The organism is Cronobacter sp. 153480017-3 (assembly GCF_053627815.1).
On record NZ_JBSEYN010000012.1, the window covers coordinates 69152 to 89186 of the forward strand.

The window sequence follows — 20035 nt, forward strand, 5'->3', positions numbered from 1 at the left end:
TGTTGTTTTGGTTTCGGCTCGTCAGCAACGCTTGAAGCGCGAAGCCGTTAAGATAAGTAATCTTAGCGATCTTTTCGACGACTCAAGAGAATAAATGACGTTTAAGCCATGAAACAAGCGATTTTCCTGCAAAAAGACTCGTATTCACAGGCGTATTTAATGTGATAATCATAAGATATCTGGTTCGGGAGACGCTCAAAAGCCAACTGGCGATTTTGTTCATCCTGCTGCTGATCTTCTTCTGCCAGAAACTGGTGAGAATTCTTGGCGCGGCGGTGGACGGCGATATTCCGACAAACCTCGTGCTCTCGCTCCTTGGTCTGGGCGTGCCCGAAATGGCGCAGCTCATCCTGCCGTTAAGCCTGTTCCTCGCGCTATTGATGACGCTTGGCAGGCTCTATACCGAAAGTGAAATCACCGTCATGCACGCCTGCGGGCTGAGTAAAGCGGTGCTGGTGAAAGCCGCGATGGTACTCGCGCTGCTGACCGGCATTGTCGCGGCGGTGAACGTGATGTGGGCAGGCCCGTGGTCGTCGCGCCATCAGGACGAAGTGCTCGCGGAGGCGAAAGCCAACCCCGGCATGGCGGCGCTCGCGCAGGGCCAGTTCCAGCAGGCGACCGACGGTAACGCGGTACTGTTTATCGAAAGCGTGGACGGCAGCAAATTCAAAGACGTGTTCCTGGCGCAACTGCGCCCGAAAGGTAACGCGCGTCCTTCTGTGGTTGTCGCCGATTCTGGCGAACTCTCGCAGCGTAAGGACGGCTCGCAGGTGGTGACGCTCAATCAGGGCACCCGCTTTGAAGGCACCGCGATGCTGCGCGATTTCCGTATCACGGATTTTAAAGATTATAAGGCGATCATTGGCCACCAGGCCGTCGCGCTGGACCCGGACGACGCCGAGCAGATGGACATGAAAACGCTCTGGCAGGCTAACTCCAAATCGGCGCGCGCCGAGTTTCACTGGCGTCTGACGCTGGTGTTCGCGGTCATCGTGATGGCGCTGATGGTCGTGCCGCTCTCGGTGGTCAACCCGCGTCAGGGCCGCGTGCTCTCAATGCTGCCCGCGATGCTGCTTTATCTTATCTTCTTCCTGCTCCAGACTTCGCTGCGCTCCAACGGCGCGAAAGGCAAGCTTGATCCGCTGATCTGGATGTGGGCCGTTAACCTGCTTTATCTGGCGCTGGCCGTGGCGCTGAACCTGTGGGACACGGTGCCAATGCGCCGCATCCGCGCCCGCTTTGCTCGTCGGGGAGTGATCGATGCTGGGATTTAGCGTTCTCGACCGGTATATCGGCAGAACAATTTTCAACACCATAATGATGACGCTGTTCATGCTGGTGTCGCTGTCGGGCATTATTAAATTCGTCGATCAGCTGAAAAAGACCGGCGAAGGCAGCTACACCGCGCTTGGCGCGGGGACATACACGCTGCTGAGCGTGCCGAAAGATATCCAGATCTTCTTCCCGATGGCCGCGCTGCTTGGCGCGCTGTTGGGGTTAGGGATGCTGGCGCAGCGTAGCGAGCTGGTCGTTATGCAGGCCTCCGGCTTTACCCGTATGCAGGTGGCCGCCTCCGTGATGAAAACCGCCATTCCGCTGGTAATCTTCACGATGGCTATCGGCGAATGGGTGGCACCGCAGGGCGAGCAGATGGCCCGCAACCTGCGCGCGCAGCAGATGTATGGCGGTTCGTTGCTTTCGACCCAGCAGGGGATGTGGGCAAAAGACGGCAATAATTTTGTGTATATCGAACGCGTAAAAGGCGAAAACGAGCTGGGCGGTATCAGCATCTACGCCTTTAACGATAAGCGTCGTCTGGAATCGGTCCGCTACGCCGCGAACGCGAAGTTTGACGCTGAACACAAGCTGTGGCGTCTGTCGCAGGTGGATGAGTCAAACCTGAAAAACCCGCAGCAGATCACCGGCTCCCAGACGCTGACCGGCACCTGGAAAACTAACCTGACGCCGGACAAGCTCGGCGTCGTGGCGCTGGATCCAGACGCGCTGTCGATAAGCGGGCTGCGTAATTACGTCAAATATCTGAAGGCGAGCGGCCAGGATGCCAGCCGTTATCAGCTCAACATGTGGAGCAAAATCTTCCAGCCGCTCTCTGTGGCGGTGATGATGCTGATGGCGCTGTCGTTTATCTTCGGACCGCTGCGCAGCGTGCCGATGGGCGTGCGCGTCGTAACGGGTATCAGCTTCGGCTTTATCTTCTACGTGCTGGACCAAATCTTCGGGCCGCTGAGCCTGGTGTACGGCATTCCGCCGATTATCGGCGCGCTGCTGCCGAGCGCCAGCTTCTTCCTGATAAGCCTCTGGCTGCTGATGAAACGCGCCTGATGCCTTGCGCACTCCCTCGCTCGGGGGAGTGCGGTTCCTCGCTTTTCACGTTTGCCGGGAAGCCATGAAAAGACTCGCCTCGCTGTTCCTCCTTTTCTTCGCGCATCTCGCCTTTGTGCCTGAAGCACTGCTGATGATTCTGATAGTGGGCGCTTACTTTTATTTTCGCGATCCGCTGCCGTGGCTGGTCTTTGAGGGGGCTGTGTTCGCTGTGCTGGCGCTGCTTTTCGCGCTGCTCGCACGGCATGTGGATCGCCGCAGCCTGGCGGTGGGCGTGGTGACCGCCGGTTCCCCACAGGAGAAAGAGGCTGACGAGGTGCTGCGCCTGTTCTCGCTTGGCGAACACCTGCTTTTTGCAATAACCAGCGCCACGCTGCCGTATTTCATCCTGAGCTTTTTTATCTTCGACGGGCGTGTCGCCTTCTGGCTGCACACCGCGTTTCTGGCCGCCGTGTTAGTGGGCGTTCACTTTGCTGGCCGCTGGTTGGATCGCCTGCAAAAGCGGCGCGGTTACGGCGAATACGGCCTCTGACCGCCGCTTGCCTGCGAAACGGCTATGCTTTGCATACCGTTCACTGATTCGCAGGAAACCATGTCCAGATTCTTTTTTGACGACCGTAAACGCCTTATCAACGACGCCGTTGACGGGCTTATCCTCAGCGCCCGCCACCAGAACCTCACCCGCCTTGATATCGACCCGGCGATTCGCATCGTGGCACGCCGCGACTGGGATAAAAGCAAAGTCGCGGTGATCTCCGGCGGCGGCTCCGGCCATGAGCCCGCGCACGCAGGTTTTGTGGGTAAGGGAATGCTCACTGCCGCCGTCTGCGGCGATCTCTTTGCCTCGCCGAGCGTGGATGCCGTACTGAACGCCATTGTGGCGGTGACGGGCGACCACGGCTGTCTGCTCATCGTGAAAAACTACACCGGCGACCGGCTGAACTTCGGCCTGGCGGCGGAGAAAGCCAAACGCCACGGGCTGAAAGTGGAGATGGTGATTGTCTCTGACGACGTCGCGCTGCCGGATAACAAACAGCCGCGCGGCATCGCCGGCACGGCGCTGGTGCATAAAATCGCCGGTTTCGCCGCCGAACAGGGCAAATCGTTAAGCGACGTGCGCGCGCTGGCGCAGCAGGCGAGCGACGCGGTGAAAAGCCTCGGCGTGGCGCTGCAGACCTGTAGCCTGCCGGGAAGCACCGAAGACGGGCGTATCAAACAGGGCGAGGCTGAGCTGGGGCTTGGCATTCACGGCGAGCCCGGTGCCAGTACGATCGGCACCCAGAACAGCCGGGAAATTGTGGCGACGCTGGTGGAGAGCCTGACAGCGCAGGTGCCCGCCGACGCGCGCCTAGCGGTGCTGATTAATAACCTCGGCGGCACGTCTGCGCTGGAGATGGCGCTGCTGACCCGTGAGCTGTCGCGCTCGGCGCTGAAAGACCGCATCGACTGGCTTATCGGCCCCGCGCCGCTCGTGAGCGCGCTCGACATGAAAGGTTTTTCGCTCTCTTTGTTGCCGCTCAACGACATTTTCACAGAGGCGCTGAACGCGCCGGTGGAGACCGCAGGCTGGATAGTGCCGGTGGCGTTCGGCGAGCCGCACGCGCAGTCGCTCCCGCTGGTGCGTGACAGCGTTGAGGCCACGCCTTCCGATAATCCACACGTGCGCAGGCTTCTGGACCGCGCCACGGCCGCGCTTATCGCGCAGGAAGCGCACCTTAACGCGCTTGATGCGAAAGTGGGCGACGGCGATACCGGCTCCACCTTTGCTGAAGGCGCGCGGGATATCGCGCAGAAGCTTGCGAATAATCAGTTGCCGCTGAACGACGCCGCCGCGCTGTTGCAGCTCATCGGCGAGCGTCTTGCGACGGTGATGGGCGGCTCCAGCGGCGTGCTGATGTCGATTTTCTTTACCGCCGCCGGGCAGAAGGTTGCCGATGGCGCAGCGCTGCCCGACGCGCTGCTGGCGGGTCTTGCGCAGATGAAGCATTACGGCGGCGCGGCCCCAGGCGATCGGACGCTCATCGACGCCCTGCAACCGGCGCTGGAAGCGTTAAGAGACAAAGGGATTGCCGCCGCCGCGCAGGCCGCGGAGCAGGGCGCAAAAGCCACCGCGCAGATGGGCCAGGCCAGAGCCGGGCGCTCGTCCTATGTGGGGAGCGATAACCTCGCAGGAGTGGAAGATCCGGGCGCCGTGGCGGTCGCAGGCGTGTTTAAGGCGATAACCCAGGGTGAGTGAGTTTTCTGTAAGGCGGGTGTGGGCGTGGCGTTAAGGCGGGTGCGCTTCGCTTACCCGCCCTACGGTGAGCCCAAGGTTTTGTAGGGTGGGTAAGCTTCGCGCACCCACCATGAACCCACCACCACTTCCCGTGTAGGGTGGGTAAGCTTGCGCACCCACCATGAAACTCACCGCCACTTCCCGTGTAGGGTGGGTAAGCTTGCGCACCCACCATGAACCCACCGCCACTTCCCGTGTAGGGTGGGTAAGCTTACGCACCCACCATGAACCCACCGCCACTTCCCTTGTAGGGTGGGTAAACTTGCGCACCCACCATAAAACTCACCACCACTTCCCGTGTAGGGTGAGTAAGCTTGCGCTCCCACCATGAACCCATCGCCGCTACCCGTAGGGTGGGTAAGCTTGCGCACCCACCACCTCAATCCCCACCACCTCAATCCCTCTTCCCCACCAGAATCAGGAGCATAGCCTTGCGCCTCGCTATGCTACCATTCCGCCTCTTCCCCCTTAAAAAGCGACGAGCGGCCCACTCTGACGGCGGCCTGCATTTTGACGGGTCATTTCGCCTGAGGAGACATCATGAAAGACGCCTGGCTTGCCGCCTGCGATACCACCATCCAGAACTTCGTCCGCGACTCCACGCGCCTTGAGCCGGGTGAGCTTAGCGTCGTGCCTGTCGACTATATCGATTTCCACTACCAGATAAGCCTGCGGCTGATTTTTAATGTCCGCACCGACACGGCAACCCAGGCGGGGCGGGTCTCCGCGGGCCTTAATACTGATGTCTGCCACTCGCGCACGGAGTACGAGCGCGCCTTACAGGCGCAGACCAGCGCCATCCTCGCCCGCGACAAAACGCTGGATGACGCGCGGGCGTCGCTGCTCTCGCGGCCTTACGGCGACTGGAAAAGCGAAGAGGTGGTCTATCTTCACCCAATGCAGGTCTGCCTGACGGAAAACTGCAACAACTGTCACGGCAGCGGTTCGGTCAACTGCGGCCAGTGCCACGGTTCCGGAAAAACGTCCTGCTATGGTTGCGGCGGCAGCGGTCAGGTAATGCGCCAGCGCAGCTATTACGACCATTACACCAAACAAAACCGCACCGAAAACTACTACGAGAGCTGCCCCACCTGTTACGGCGGCAGAGTGACCTGTAACAGTTGCGGCGGCTCCGGCAACAAACAATGCTCACCGTGTAGCGGCACAGGGATGATTTCACACATTACGTCGCTGAAAGCGACCGCCACGCCGGACTACCAACTCGTTTACCCGCAGGCGGACGTGCCGGAGTATATCCGCGAGGGATTATACAAGGCAGGCGTACCGTCGCTCGGCAGTTACGGCCCCGTTGCGCTGATGGATAACGATGTCGATTACGCGCGCCGCGACGTGCATGTTCTCTATGACGCGAACGTGCCCTTTGGCCGAATGGAGAGCCCGCTGCCGGAAGCGGGCGAAGAGCCGATTCGCTGGATCCTCTACGGCGTGACGCCGCATATTTTCGACGCCGGGCACGTATTGCAGGCGCTGCTGAAAAACGATCTCGATATGCTGGTGCGCCAGGCGACGCCGGGCAAACGGCGCAACCCGCGGGTAGGGGCCGCCAGCCGTAAAACGGTGCAGACGTTTATGGAATCGGAAGCGCACCAGGCGATGCTTATCGAACATAGTCGCGGCAAGCGGGGCGACGCGCTGCGTGAAGCGCTCAACCGCGCCTTCGCCACGCCGTATCTTAACGAGGCGATCGAAAGCCTCGGCAGTCTGGTCAGCGCGGTACAGCGCTGGTCGCTGGCGAAGTGGAGTCTATTTACCGCGCTGATGATGTATCTGCTACTGCCGGTAGTAACGACCTGGCAGCGGCAGGGAATGATGAACTTCGATACCGGGCGCATTTACCTGACGGCACCTGGCCATATTAATGACGTGTGGAACGTGGAAGCCGGGCTAAAGGGTATCGCGATGGTGCATGGCATACCGATGCTGTGCATCGCGCTGGTGGGCACGCTGGTGGGGTATCTGTGGCGAAGCCACTGGTTGAACCGGCAGTTCGGCAAGCCGCTCACCGCGTGGGGCAAACAGCAAGGGCGGTTGCGCAGCCGCTGGCTGCTCGGCGCGGTGCTTTCGATGGTTATCGCCACCGCGCTGCTGCTGGTGGCTCCGGTCTGGATCTCGCAGGACGAGATGCTCTATGGCGTGGTGCCGGTGCATGAGTTGATTCAGAAAGTGGCGGAGTTAAGGCAGTAAGCGCGTTGCCGGCGGTGGGCATTAATGGCGGGTGCGCTGCGCTTACCCGCCCTACGAAGGACATGCGTGGGTTGGGTGGCGGGTGCGCGTTGCTTATCCGCCTTACGGAAAAACGTGTATGGGTTGGGTGGCGGGTGCGCTTTGCTTACCCGCCCTACGGAAAAACGTGCATGGGTTGGGTGGCGGGTGCGCGTTGCTTACCCGCCCTGCGGAGAAACGTGCATGGGTTGGGCGGCGGGTGCGCTACGCTTACCCGCCCTACGGTGAGGCCAGGGTTTTGTAGGGTGGGTAAGCGAAGCGCACCCACCATGAAATCCGCAGCCACACCCACCCTGGAAAATCTCTCGCGAACCCACTATCTACAACGGTTAAAAAAGGCGCCCTGCGGCGCCTTTGCTTTTTACTCTTACTAGTCAGAAATCCGCTTTCAGCACCACGCGGTAGCGCGCTTTACCATCGCGCACGTGTTGCAGCGCCTCGTTGATACGGGACATCGGGAACTCTTCGGTTTGCGGTGCCACTTTGGCGCGCGCCGCCAGCTTCATCAGCGAGCGCAGCTCGTGCGGCGAGCCGGTCGCGGAGCCGGTGACGCTGCGATCGCCCATAATGAGCGAAAACGCCGGTACTTCGAACGGCTTCATCACCGCGCCGACGGTGTGGAAATTCCCGCCCCAGGCCAGCGCCTGGAAATACGGCATCCAGTCGAGCGACACATTCACCGTGTTGATAATCAGATCGAACTGACCGGCCAGTGCCTGAAGCGCTTGCGGATCGCGGCTATTCACCACTTTATCCGCGCCCATCGCCAGGATCTCTTGCTCTTTCGACGGATTCGAGCTGAACGCCGTCACTTCACAGCCCATCGCGCGCAGCAGCTTGATAGCGATATGGCCGAGACCACCGATGCCGATCACGCCGACGCGGCTGGTGGCAGTGATGTGATGCATCAGCAACGGTTTAAACACCGTGATGCCGCCGCACAGCAGCGGACCGGCGGACGCGGCGTCGATGCCTTCCGGCATCGGGATCACCCACTGCCAGTTTGCGCGAATCTTATCAGCGAAGCCGCCGCGGTTCAGAATGGTCGGCACGCTGCCGTGCTGACAGTTCACCTGGTTGCCGCTGATACAGGCGTCGCAGTGCTCACAGCTTGACGCCGTCCAGCCGATACCGACGCGCTGGCCCACTTTCAGGCCCTTGTTCTGCGCGCTGCCACCCAGTGCACTGACGCGGCCAATCACCTCGTGGCCCGCAATCAGCGGATACGCCGAAATGCCCCATTCGTTATCGATCATCGAGAGATCGGAGTGGCAGATGCCGCAGTACTCAACCTCAACCTCCACATCCTCAGGCTTCAGCTCGCCTGCGTCGTACTCATAGAGCTCAAGCTCTGCGCCAGCTTTATGCGCGGCGTAACTTTTGATGATGGTCATCGCGGTTTCCTTTGTTGTGGATATCCCGGAGATTGTAGAACATTCAGGTTACAGAGGCCGTTCACGCACTGAGCATGGCTCAAAGTGTGAAAGGGGATAAGGGCAGGGTTAGCGCTTTACAAGCAGCCCGTTGAGCCACTGCTCGCGGCGCTCCGGGCGTTTATCCTGCGTCACCCATAATGCCTGCGGCGACAACTCAGGAAAGGCGGCCAGCAGCGTCATCAGGCGGGCTTCGTTCATATCGGTAAAGCGCCGCCCCTGCTGTTCGCGCTCGCCCTCGCCATATTTAAACGAGAGATACCAGACGCCGCCGGGCTTCAGCGCGGCCGACAGCTTTTGCATGGCAGCGGGCAGTTCGTCATGCGAGAGATGCAGCAGCGACGCGCAGCACCAGATGCCGTCGTAGCGTTCAACCGCATCAAGCTCGCTAAACGTCATCTCCTTTACCGGCAGGCCGCTGTGCGCCCGCGCCAGCGCGACCAGTTCGCCGCAGGCGTCGAACGCCTCAATCTCGTAGCCCATCTGACGGAACGCGAGCGCATCGCGCCCGGAGCCGCAGCCTGCGTCCAGAACACGCGCGCCCGCAGGCAGGTGCGGGGTGAATGCGTCATATAACGAGGACATATCGACCGCGACGGTGCCCTCGAAAAATTCATGCGCGTGGGCCTGGTAATAGTTCTGCGTCATCAGAAAATCAGCTCCTGTTGTGGCTCAGGCGCCCACTGCCTCAGACGGTTCGCAAAGGCGGCGTTCCAGGCATCCTGCAAAAAGGTTTTACGCTGGCGCTCATTATTACCCGTCTGGTTAATGATTGCCTCATGCAGCGGCAGGCGGCTGTTAATAAAGTATTCGTTACGGGCGTGCAGCCGTGCCAGTAGCGCAAGCGTCGGGACGCGGGCGGATTTGCCGTTTTCGCCGCGGTTACAGCTGCGACACGCAAGCACCAGATTCCAGACGCCGTTGAGATTCACGCCCGGCAGTTGAGCGGCAAGCGGCAGAAAATGGTCGACATCGGCAAGCGTCGGGTGATGTTTCTCAAGGCTGATGGGCGCGTTGCAGTAAAAACAGTGGCCTTTCTGGTAGCCGTTCAGGCTGTTGCGACAGCTCGTCAGCGCAATGCGCGATGAGCTTAAGCGGGTGAAGAGGGTTTCCTGCTCGGGGTCGTAATGGACATCCAGCAACTGCGGCGGCAGGTTCATCTGCCAGGCTTTTTCGACCAGCCGCCAGCGGGCGTCGGTTTCCTGCGTAAGATTCGCGAACTGTGTGGTTTCCGTGAGGCGATAAAAGTCATCCGTCAGGCGAATGGCCTTGTGGGCGCGCGGTTCGTTGATGAAAAACGGTTTCGCGATCGGCCCGCCGCTGACATTGTGAAACGCCTTCAGCACGACGTTAAACCCGTGCCTGACCGTCGCCTCGATAAGCTGCCCCTGCGTTATCTCCTGCTGGTTAAACTGCTGACAGGCAAGGATGAACTGACCAGGACGCTTTATATTGAGGATTTGCTTAGGCGCTTCTCTGAGGTGAGCGCAGATATGCGTGCTGAACGGCAGCGCCAGATCTTCCAGCTTCACGAGGCTGTTTTCGCGCTTCACCTCATACAGCGCCTGCGCCAGCGCGAACTTGTACGTCGCGAAGTTGTTTCCAAAAAGGATCACGCCGCGCCAGTAGTTTTCCGGCGTGGGATCTTTCTCGAAAAAATCCATATGTTGTCCTGTCAGGGGAGGAGAGGGCGAGCCGCATGGGTAGTGAAGCCCGTTACAGGATCACATAACAAATGAAAGGTGATGTAAACCTGCAAATGATTGTTTTGATGAATTTGTGAGCGGGAAGAAGACGGAAAGGATGGAGAAAGGAGGATGCGTTATGCTGAAATTTTCAGCACTCGACAGGACGGCGCAAGAGCGCTGCTTGCATGGCGGCCCCTGACAGGTATAATCCCAACGTTTTCCGCATCCCTTCCGTGCCGGAGTGGCGAAATCGGTAGACGCAGTTGATTCAAAATCAACCGTAGAAATACGTGCCGGTTCGAGTCCGGCCTTCGGCACCATACAAAGCTTTTTTCAAGTCCACTAACGTCTACTTTAGTCCACAAAAACAGTAAGTTAAGCGAATTTCTGACTTGGCTTAGTCTGTTCACGTCTACTCAATTCCTTGAACATATACCAACCGATGATGGTATAACTGATGGTATTCCCGGTTCGATTGATTTTGGTACCAACACTGGAGGTATCAACTGATGGCTCTCACCGATATCAAAGTTAGGACTACCAAGCCCTCCGACAAACCCTTCAAACTCACAGATGGGCAGGGTATGCACCTGCTGATCAATCCTAACGGCTCGAAGTACTGGCGATTACAGTACCGTTTCGATGGCAAACAGAAAGTTTTAGCATTGGGTGTTTATCCAATGGTCTCTCTTGGTGAAGCCCGCAGGAAGCGAGATGAAGCCAAAAAGTTGGTATCTGATGGTATCGACCCTTCTGAGAAGAAAAAAGCCGACAAAATCGAGCAGAGCGAAGCTCTTACTTTTGAATCTGTTGCCAGGGACTGGCATAAGGCTTGTAGAAGAAAATGGTCAGATTCCCACAGCGAGAGAGTTCTAAAAAGCATGGAAGATGGTCTTTTTACTGCAATCGGTAAAAGAAAAATATCCGAGCTTAATACCAGAGATCTTCTTGCACCTATCAAGGCTGTTGAAGCTTCCGGGCGATTGGAAGTTGCTTCCCGCCTACAGCAAAGAACAACAGCAGTAATGCGATATGCCGTCCAGAATGGGCTGATAGATTACAACCCTGCTCAGGAGATGGCAGGAGCTATTGCCGTAGCCAAAAGAACCCACAGGCCAGCTTTGCCATTCGAACGATTCTCAGAACTCTTAGAACGAATTGATAACTTCAAAGGTAGGAAACTCACGAAGTTAGCCGTGAAGCTGACATTGCTCATTTTCATTCGTTCCAGTGAACTCAGATTTGCAAGATGGTCGGAAATCGATTTCGAGAATGCTATGTGGACTATTCCTGCAGAGCGAGAGCCATTACCCGGAGTGAAACATTCACATCGTGGTTCGAAAATGCGAACTCCACACCTTGTTCCTTTGAGTTGTCAGGCATTGGCTGTCTTGATGGAAATTAAAGAGATCAGCGGTGATCATGAACTCGTGTTCATTGGCGACCATGATTTCAGAAAGCCTATGAGTGAAAATACGGTAAACAAGGCTTTGAGGTCTATGGGCTATGACACAACCGTGGAGGTTTGTGGACATGGATTCAGGGCTATGGCTTGTAGTGCCTTGATTGAATCCGGCTTGTGGTCGAAAGATGCTGTTGAACGGCAAATGAGCCATCAGGAGCGGAACTCAGTTCGTGCTGCCTACATTCATAAAGCAGAGCACCTTGATGAGAGAAAGCTTATGTTGCAGTGGTGGGCCGATTACCTTGACCTCCTTAGAATACGACAAGTTTCACCATTTGATTTTAAAAAGACTTAACTATGAATAAGTAGTTAATTAATCGTTCTCCCTTATCAACCTTGTTAAGGGAGAATTAAATCAAATAAGCAGTGTTAACTCATTCAAGCTTTGAATACAGTGGAGGGATTAATGAAAGTAGTAAGTCCTTATGAAGAATTAAAAAGCTGGTTTAGTCTCGAAAACTATGAGCAGTTAAAATCACTTACAATCAAAGAACTGCATACTGAGCTTGCCTTTAGAGAAGCGATTTTTGACAGTGTAAATTTTGGATGGGAAGATGATAATCAAAATTTAAGGTCTATCCTTGAAGGCAATCCTATTTTAAGCAGACGAGATAATAATCATGGTCATTTTGGCAAGGGTCAAAGACATGTTGCGCAGGTTAGCTTTGGTGATATAAAAAAATTAGAGAACAAGTTAATAATGTTTAGCATGGATTTTTTTGAAGAAAATGGTGATTTCAAAAAAGAGTTGAAAAAGAAACCAATAACAAAAACTATGAGAGACTTTTTTCTAAACCAAAATAGTAGCAAGATGTATGTTTCCTTTGATTTAGGATTATCCAGCGATGAAGAAATTATAACAACCTTACAAACGATGTTACCAGATCTTAGGAAAGAATATGAAATTGAGCCAGTCAAAACAGAAAAAATTGGACTTGCAAAAATAAGAAAACTTGTCGATTACAATATTATCCCAATGATGGATCTATTGATTTGGGCAAAATTTAAAAAAGTAAAAATCTCAAATATGATCTTGTCTCGTGTCTTGTATCCCGACTTTACAAGTGAGATCAGAGGAGAAGATCACATTAAAGATACAGACAGGCCTGTTGCAGAGAAGTCATTGAGTGGAGAAACAACCCGTAGTCTGGAACATTTTATCAGCAAAAACAGCCATCTCCTCAACATACCGATTTCAGAACTAGGCTCTTTCTAGTTGTAAATCATCATGTTAATTGTCAAGGGGAGGGCATAAATATTTTTCTTCCCTGGAATTTCCTTTCATTCTTCCCTCATCTAACTTTTCAGTTATCAGCATTCCCTTCATAGATACAAATCTGTGTGGCTAATATCTTCGTAACGGAAGCGGAGGAGGTAGCCAAATGAATACAACCGATACAACCAATCAAAGCTTAATTCGTTTACCAGAAGTCTTGAAACGAACTGGTTTCGGCAAAGCCTGGGTCTATCGTCTGATCAAAGATGGTAAGTTTCCTGCCCCTGTCAAAATTGGAACTCGTGCAGTAGCTTTCGTTGAAAGTGAGATTGATACCTGGATTCAGTCCGTTATCGAAACAAGTCGAAATAATGTTGCTTAGTTAATTTGGGAGACATGTTATGAATATCGAAGAATTTGTGAGTGAAGATAACCATATGTGTAATCTGGGTCAGGAACTTTTTTGTGAAATTTTGGAACCCGGAGCGATTTACGATTTACCTGATAATGAGTTTAACAGAAAAATTGTTTACTGGTTAAGCCAGTATTTAGTGGGGAATCTAAGAGAACCGTTAGATTCGATCTCTGAGCTTAATATTTTCGAACAGTTTTATGTTTATGAGACATGGTTCTCGCTAATTAAATGCCCAGATGAAATTAGAAATTTATCGAAACGGATAATTCGATATCAGATTGGGTTGAAAACCATTCTTTGAATGAACCTATATTTAGTACTATTTTGTAAATTGCATTGTTGAAATGATAGTGCTATTTACTTTTTGATTTACAAAACACCTTTAATTCCTTTTAAAATAATGGGTTAACTATTTCAAGTGAAAAGAAAGGACTATAATATCCCTCTAGAGGGATATTATAAATTTTCGACTGGGATGCGTCATTGTAAAAGGGATTAATGTTAAATTCAGCAAAATATATTTGTAAATTGCTTATGTTATATGCTTTATTTATTTTCACTGACGATAAAATGTAAATAGAGGTGATATGACTTTGAAATATAGAATAAAAAGATTGAAGAACAAGGATGGTATTAGAAGTTGCATTATTATTAATGAGAGCAACGGATTACCCTTGGTTTATCCTAACTTATATATGAGTGTTATTTCACGAACAAATAGCTATTCATTTTCAACAATGGAAGCAATAGCAAATGCTTTGCTTTTATTTGAAAGATATAATGCTGACATGAATGTGGGGGTTTTTGATATGGTAAATTCTGATATCGAAAAACTTGTCTCGAACAAAGGATATTTATTCGGGTTAATGAATGCCCTCACTTACAGAAACGACTTAGAGAAAGTTACAAGCATTCTTAGAGAACAACATGTCTCTAAAAGAACCCTTTATTTCAAGATAATGACAGTTGAAAATTACGTCAAATGGTATTTTGATAACATCGCTATCAATAATATTGATTCTTCTCGTTATGAAACAATCAGTCGAGCATTTGATTTTATAAAGCCAAGAATAGAGAACGGAAAGAATTACAATATTGAAAGCGAAAGCAAATCATTGACAAATGAACAAGTTACAACTTTGACTGATATGGTAAGCGTTAAATCTAAGAATAATCCATTTTCGGAGCATGTAAGGTTTCGAAATAATCTAATAATTGAAATTTTGTTAGAGACAGGTATTAGGGGAGGGGAACTACTTAATATTAAGTTGGTTGATTTTGACTATGTCCACAAAAGTCTATGCATAGTAAGAAGGCCAGATGATCAAAACGAACCACGATTAAGGCAACCATTGGTTAAAACTTTAGAAAGAAAAATACCATTGAGTATAGAATTGACTGAGTTAATACAGAATTATATTAGTGATTTCAGAAGTAAGCAGTGTCATGCTGGGGAGCATGGCTATCTGCTTGTTACTCATAGCAGTAAAGGTCAATTAGGTCATGCATTGACTATTTCAGGTTATCAGAAAATTTTCGAACAAATTAGGAAAAATAGTAATATATTGAGCGATATTGTGGGGCATTCGCTAAGACATACCTGGAATGTGAAATTCTCAGAAATGATGCTCATGAATTCGAACTCTCAGGATTATATTACTTATGAGAAAGTAAGAAATTATCTTATGGGGTGGAAAAAGAATAGTACAACCTCAGATATCTATAACCAAGCTTTTATAGCACAAGAAAGCCGAAAAATAATGGCTGTTATTAACCCACTCAAAAACATAGTAGAGGACAAATCCAATGTTTCAAACTCTAAGAAAGCTACAAGAAAGTCAATATTCGGTTTTTGAAACCAAGGATGGTAATTTCAAAGTGAACTTTTCTTATTCCAAGTGGAAGATAAGTGAAAGTATAACATTGAACATTGATTCTTTAAGAATGGTCATCAGTGCATATATACCTATCAAAACCACTTTGGCATATTTCGCTATAAATTATAGTGCCAGTTATACTAAGAAAATGTTTTATGCAGTAAAACATTACATTAAGGCCTGTAATACGAATGATAGCTTGTTTTCTAAAGATTGCATAAAGTATTACTATAAAGTTGTGAGCTCATTAGATTACACACATGCAGAGACAGTGAAATATTTTTTTATGAAGATGAGTAGTCTTTACCCATCTTTGTTTTCGGCAGAAGCAATCATATTTTTAGAAAATATTAAAGTTAAAAAAACAAATGCAAACAAGTCTATAAAGATACATGATTATAAAAAAGGTCCCTTTAGTGACTCGCAATTAAAGGTAATTATCGATTCTGTAGCGATAGCTTATAAGGAAGAAAAGATAAGTCTGTCAAACTATCTGCTAACCTTCCTTGTTGCATATTCCGGGCGGCGACCTATGCAAATATCTCAACTTGAAGCTGGTGATCTCTTAGCTTTTAATGGAGAGTACTTTCTCAATATCCCAAGAATTAAACAACGAAATGGATATAGAAAAGAGTTTAGAAAATTACAAATTCCAGAGGAGCTTTTCAGCCAATTGACATATCTCGTTGAAGCTGTGAATTCGCTGGTCAATGACACATTAAAAATCGATTTAAGTGAAAAACAAAAGAGAAAACTACCAATTTTTATAAACACATATCCATTCAAAAAAGGATGTGTTGAGCTAAACATGATTGAAAGTGGTGGATTAAAACTTAACCCCTATGCCATAACACTAAAAATAAGGAACACTATAAATCGTTCAATAAATGAATATCAAGCCTATCTGGGGTGTATAAATTCGCGCAGATTTAGATATTCATTAGGCACTAAGGTTGCACAATTGGGTTATAGTCCTTCATTGATAGCAAATGTTTTGGACCATTCTTCAATCAATTCTGTTATGAGTTATATAGAAAATACAGCGGAAAATGGCAAGAGGATTAATGAAGCTGTAAACGAACTAATGAAGCCACTGGCTAACAAATTTATTGAGGGAAAAGAGCTTCAGCAAGAGTTAGATTCTTTGAAGCATTTGATAGAAGAATACTGCGGTGGATCTAAAACTAACTCTTTTGATAATACAGCAATATCGTTAGTAACTAATTCTATCGACGATATGATCAATAGCATTTAAAAGAAGGATAAAGTGATGAAAGAAATCCATGATAGAATGATCAATAACTTCATTATCGCTAATAAGGCTCATGCGAAAAATTTTGGAAATTTTGAGTGGGATAATTCAAGTTGGGGAGGCGGAATTACATTTTTTAGCGGAATCAAGGTTAGAATGGGGAACAAGAATAAGAAATTAATGAATTATAACATTGCAGAGTTCGCAAAAGCATATGTATGGCATGAGTGCTTTCATGATTTATCTGTAGCTTTCAGAGTGCTGAGATTATTTAGGATGTTAGAAATTGCCATAGTTAAAACAAATAAAGAAGTTAAGGTTTCAAGTATAGATCATAAAGTATTAGATGAAGTTATGACTATTGTCCAAGAAAATTTTGCAATATCCACTTCTTATAAAATATATTTAGATCTTAGGGTATTATGTTCTTTTATGTCTAAGAACGAAATGTTGCCAGAATCCATTACACGATGGTCATATCCATTTAAGGCATATGATGCTTACACAAATAGCACAATGGATTCGATGGGAAATTTATCCAATCAGAAAAAACTTCCTGATGAAAAGGCTATAGATTTTATTGGTAAAATATTTAGCTCTAATCCAGTTAATGAAAGGGACATATTTACATCTTCTATTTTTGCATTGCTCTTATGTGCTCCATCTCGAATTAGTGAAATTATGCTTTTGGAAGAGGACTGTGAAGTTATAGTTGAAGATAGTAATGGCATATCAAGATATGGTTTGCGATTTCTTTCTCTGAAGGGCTTTGGATACAATACAAAATGGATTCCAGACTGTATGGTTTCTGTAGCTTCAAAGGCTATCATGCGATTGAAAAAACTTACAAGGAATGCAAGGGTTGTTTCTCGGTTAATAAAATCAGGGGAAATTAATTTATACGAGTCATTAAACAAAAGTGCGTTTGATTGTTTAACAATTGAAGATCTCCACAAACTTGGCTTTGTTATAAATCAATTAAATATCTCCCAAGAAAATCTAAAATTCTTGTCTAAGATAAAACATGGCACAGTCAGTGTAAAAGCATTCTGGATTTATTTAGAGCGAAAGAATGTTAATTCTGAAAATATTAATGCTAATTTATGCTCCATAAATTATAATTTATTGGACTCCATCAAGGGTGCTGATATTTTTACAACAATTAAGGCATCTTCAAAGTATTTTAGGGCGGATTTTCGCACCGATAATATGAATAACATATTTCATAGGAATATACATTTTAACTGTGATGGTCCTGTTTCAATTTTCCGCAGCCATCAAATTAGACATTTACTTAATACTATAGCTCAACGAAGCATATTGTCAGAGATACAAATTGCGCAATGGTCTGGGAGAAGGAGTGTTAAGCAGAATTCAGTATATGATCATATGTCTCACAACGAGTTATCAGAACTATCAAGGAAACTATTGAACAGAAACACCTGCGAAAAAACAAAAATTTCAGAATCTTCATTTAACGAACAATCGATTATTATGAATTTGATTAAAGATAAATTTGAAAAACTAGAATTAAAAATCCAAAATTCAGATCCAAGAAAAAGAAAATATATTCTGGAAAAAATTAAAGATTTAAGATTGGAAATTGAATACATATTAATGTGAGGAGATTATATGGCAAGAAAGTTTTATGATAAAGAAATAAAAACTATTGTTAAACTTATTGAAACCTGGAGTAAGCCTGATTTTACTTGGGATTCTTTATGCGTGGCTTGCAAAAAAATTTTAGGTAAAGTACCTACACGGCAAGCATTAAGCCAGCATAGTGAGATTGTCGTTGCGTATAGGACCAGAAAAAGATCTGGTGTGGTTAAACGCCAAAATACGAAGTTACCCGGTAGTCTGAGCCTTGCGGCGAAAAGAATAGAACGACTTGAAAAGGATAATTCGGCACTAAAATATGAAAATAATAATTTACTGCTTATGATTCAAAGAATGCATGAAAATGCTTACAGGCATAATATATTGGCTTCTATTCTTGAAGAAGAATTTCCACAGAGAGCAAGAAAATAATATTTTGATAGGTTTTATCTATTGACAGGAGGTGTTTATATGCTATTTATAGATGGTCAGGAAGACAAAATCAAATTTTGCAAGGATGCAATTTATGGACAAAAACAATTTTAATTCAGTAATGACACTGGAAGAACAGCTTGTTGTCATCGTAGATAAATACATATCGAAACAATATCAGTCACACGATAAAAGTTTCTCTCACCAACTCTACTTGGTGTTCGTTGGCTATCACTTAAAATATTTCTATCCTAAACAACTATACACTCGTTCTAACCGCAACATAGACAACATTATGACGATGTTCAGTTCTGTGTATAAATCTCTGACGAGTAGTTTACTAAGGCAATTAAATAATAAAGAAGCTGTTCTTAGTGAGTTAAACTCTCTCCTTGATTACATAGATAACAATCAAGAAAAAGCAGAAGAAATCTATGCTACTGTCAGAACACAATATGAAATGAAAGTAATTGAGAAAGAGTTAACCCATGAAGTTCGCGTAAGAACCATTAGGCTGTAGCAAAAAAGCCCCTATGTAGGGGCTGACAAAGAGTGTTTGATAGCGGCTGTTACTGAACTTCTTTCCAGACACCATCAGCTTTAACTAATTTAATTGGCTTTGTCTGTTTATTGTTGCTAATAGAAGCATCTACAATGCAGTTATATACATTATTTGCTTCTTCTGAACAGCTAACTTTCTTCACATAATCGATTCTTAAAAGATCCTTTTCTGAAACTCTTGAATCAAAAGCTTTCATACTTGCGTTTGTTCTATCTACAACACTTTTGAATGCATTATAGATGTCTTTGTCTGATGGTTCAGAATTACATGCGGTTAATAGGAAAGTAGAAAGAATGATTGTAAGCATAACATATGCTTTCATGTTTAATCCCTTTTGTACTAAATTAATGTTTGTGTGTGAAAACTGCTCTGTGTGCAAATTTCTTACGTAAATAAAATCTTAAAAAAATTGCTGAGGCAAAATAGATAACGACAGTTAATATAAAACTTTGACTGATAGTGAATATGAGGAAAGCAATCGCTAACAGCACAATTCCTATTAGTAAAGCAAGCCACGGTGAAACAACACCATAGTTAATTGTTGCGTGACAGCCAGTGCAGACACGTACTCCGAACTGGCTCTCTTTGAAACAGAACGGGCACTTTATTGTTTCGTTTTCCATAGCTATCCCAATCTGGAAGATTAAATGGTGCGTTTACAGAGATTCTCGATGACCGACTCGCTTTAGTAAAATTGCTTGTACCGATCGATGATTGTTACTTGATAGTCATTGGCTATCATAATTGAGTTATCGATCTGTAATAACGATCAATATTTTCTTGACTAAACACAAATTTATTACTGTTTGATAGAGTGCGTTTACGAAAAGGATTTGTAATTGACTGTCTATAAACGAATTTTTCTCGCCTTGTTTAAAGATTTCATTGCATAGATAGTTGAAAAGGTAGTGTGGGTTTTGTGAAGAATGGTCTTACCAAAGCTTCTTAGAAGCTCAACGTAATGCTTCAGGGAGGAGAGCCACTCTACGAACCTAAGATGCTTTTGCTGTTTAACTGCATTCTTTTGAAGAATCTTTTCAACGATCTCGTTTCGTCTGTCTTCTCTGAGTCGTAGTTCGAGTTCAGCAATTTTTTCACTTATGCTTTCCCTTGGAATATCCGTTGTTGCAACATCTTTTGCAGGAGCAGGAGCAGGAGCAGGAGCAGGAGCAGGAGCAGGAGCAGGAGCAGGAGCAGGAGCAGGAGCAGGAGCAGGAGCAGGAGCAGGAGCAGG

The 20035-nt window shown here is 47.9% G+C and carries 18 protein-coding genes, 1 tRNA gene and 1 pseudogene; 15 read left to right on the plus strand and 5 right to left on the minus strand.

Translation table 11 applies throughout. The features are described 5' to 3' along the window. Positions 1 to 161: 161 nt before the first annotated feature. From lptF to ACUW6V_RS19520, 5 genes are all read left to right on the plus strand, one after another. Entirely contained in the window at positions 162 to 1274 is a 1113-nt protein-coding gene (gene lptF / locus ACUW6V_RS19500; RefSeq protein ID WP_454038790.1) for an LPS export ABC transporter permease LptF, read from the plus strand. After that, a complete protein-coding gene (lptG, locus tag ACUW6V_RS19505) occupies positions 1261 to 2343 on the plus strand; it encodes an LPS export ABC transporter permease LptG (protein WP_007891268.1) in 1083 nt (360 codons plus the stop codon). The genes lptF and lptG overlap by 14 nt, the downstream gene beginning before the upstream one ends. 64 nt (positions 2344 to 2407) lie before the next feature. Next, positions 2408 to 2875, plus strand: a complete 468-nt coding sequence (locus ACUW6V_RS19510) for a hypothetical protein (protein ID WP_454038791.1) — start codon at positions 2408 to 2410, stop codon at positions 2873 to 2875. 60 nt (positions 2876 to 2935) lie between these two features. Continuing rightward, entirely contained in the window at positions 2936 to 4579 is a 1644-nt protein-coding gene (locus ACUW6V_RS19515) for a dihydroxyacetone kinase subunit DhaK (protein WP_454038792.1), read from the plus strand. A gap of 579 nt (positions 4580 to 5158) precedes the next feature. Beyond that, positions 5159 to 6823, plus strand: coding sequence for a DnaJ-like cysteine-rich domain-containing protein (locus tag ACUW6V_RS19520; RefSeq protein WP_012125888.1), 1665 nt, complete (start codon positions 5159 to 5161; stop codon positions 6821 to 6823). Between the two features lie 413 nt (positions 6824 to 7236). Here ACUW6V_RS19520 and ahr read toward each other — a convergent pair whose 3' ends face one another. From ahr to ACUW6V_RS19535, 3 genes are all read right to left on the minus strand, one after another. Continuing rightward, positions 7237 to 8256 (minus strand): NADPH-dependent aldehyde reductase Ahr, encoded by a 1020-nt coding sequence (gene ahr / locus ACUW6V_RS19525; protein WP_012125887.1) that lies wholly within the window; start codon positions 8254 to 8256, stop codon positions 7237 to 7239. Positions 8257 to 8364: 108 nt separating this feature from the next. Beyond that, on the minus strand, positions 8365 to 8943 hold the full coding sequence (locus ACUW6V_RS19530; RefSeq protein WP_012125886.1) for a class I SAM-dependent methyltransferase: 579 nt from the start codon (positions 8941 to 8943) through the stop codon (positions 8365 to 8367). Beyond that, a complete protein-coding gene (locus ACUW6V_RS19535) occupies positions 8943 to 9959 on the minus strand; it encodes an HNH endonuclease domain-containing protein (RefSeq protein WP_012125885.1) in 1017 nt (338 codons plus the stop codon). The genes ACUW6V_RS19530 and ACUW6V_RS19535 overlap by 1 nt, the downstream gene beginning before the upstream one ends. Positions 9960 to 10218: 259 nt before the next feature. Here ACUW6V_RS19535 and ACUW6V_RS19540 point away from each other — a divergent pair. From ACUW6V_RS19540 to ACUW6V_RS19585, 10 genes are all read left to right on the plus strand, one after another. Beyond that, positions 10219 to 10303 (plus strand) — tRNA-Leu (locus ACUW6V_RS19540). Positions 10304 to 10492: 189 nt separating this feature from the next. Further along, the gene (locus ACUW6V_RS19545; RefSeq protein WP_454038793.1) at positions 10493 to 11743 is read left to right on the plus strand and encodes a tyrosine-type recombinase/integrase; all 1251 of its coding nucleotides are present in this window, start codon (positions 10493 to 10495) and stop codon (positions 11741 to 11743) included. A 111-nt stretch (positions 11744 to 11854) separates the two neighbouring features. Further along, complete coding sequence (locus tag ACUW6V_RS19550; RefSeq protein ID WP_000869873.1) at positions 11855 to 12664, plus strand: DUF6387 family protein; 810 nt, start codon at positions 11855 to 11857, stop codon at positions 12662 to 12664. Between the two features lie 166 nt (positions 12665 to 12830). Continuing rightward, positions 12831 to 13046, plus strand: a complete 216-nt coding sequence (locus ACUW6V_RS19555) for a helix-turn-helix transcriptional regulator (protein ID WP_454038794.1) — start codon at positions 12831 to 12833, stop codon at positions 13044 to 13046. A gap of 19 nt (positions 13047 to 13065) precedes the next feature. Continuing rightward, on the plus strand, positions 13066 to 13380 hold the full coding sequence (locus ACUW6V_RS19560) for a hypothetical protein (RefSeq protein WP_454038795.1): 315 nt from the start codon (positions 13066 to 13068) through the stop codon (positions 13378 to 13380). Between the two features lie 286 nt (positions 13381 to 13666). Further along, a complete protein-coding gene (locus ACUW6V_RS19565; RefSeq protein WP_454038796.1) occupies positions 13667 to 14935 on the plus strand; it encodes a tyrosine-type recombinase/integrase in 1269 nt (422 codons plus the stop codon). Beyond that, positions 14886 to 16211 (plus strand): tyrosine-type recombinase/integrase, encoded by a 1326-nt coding sequence (locus ACUW6V_RS19570; protein WP_454038797.1) that lies wholly within the window; start codon positions 14886 to 14888, stop codon positions 16209 to 16211. Before ACUW6V_RS19565 ends, ACUW6V_RS19570 begins: the two co-directional genes overlap by 50 nt. A gap of 15 nt (positions 16212 to 16226) precedes the next feature. Then, complete coding sequence (locus ACUW6V_RS19575; RefSeq protein ID WP_454038798.1) at positions 16227 to 17831, plus strand: hypothetical protein; 1605 nt, start codon at positions 16227 to 16229, stop codon at positions 17829 to 17831. A 9-nt stretch (positions 17832 to 17840) separates the two neighbouring features. Continuing rightward, positions 17841 to 18239 (plus strand): hypothetical protein, encoded by a 399-nt coding sequence (locus tag ACUW6V_RS19580; RefSeq protein ID WP_454038799.1) that lies wholly within the window; start codon positions 17841 to 17843, stop codon positions 18237 to 18239. Between the two features lie 94 nt (positions 18240 to 18333). Next, positions 18334 to 18759, plus strand: a complete 426-nt coding sequence (locus ACUW6V_RS19585) for a hypothetical protein (protein ID WP_454038800.1) — start codon at positions 18334 to 18336, stop codon at positions 18757 to 18759. Positions 18760 to 18808: 49 nt separating this feature from the next. Here the strand turns inward: ACUW6V_RS19585 and ACUW6V_RS19590 are convergent, their stop codons facing one another. Further along, entirely contained in the window at positions 18809 to 19123 is a 315-nt protein-coding gene (locus ACUW6V_RS19590; RefSeq protein WP_072061045.1) for a cell wall-binding protein, read from the minus strand. A gap of 525 nt (positions 19124 to 19648) precedes the next feature. Continuing rightward, positions 19649 to 20035, minus strand: a pseudogene (locus ACUW6V_RS19595) (relaxase/mobilization nuclease domain-containing protein); the annotation flags it as partial.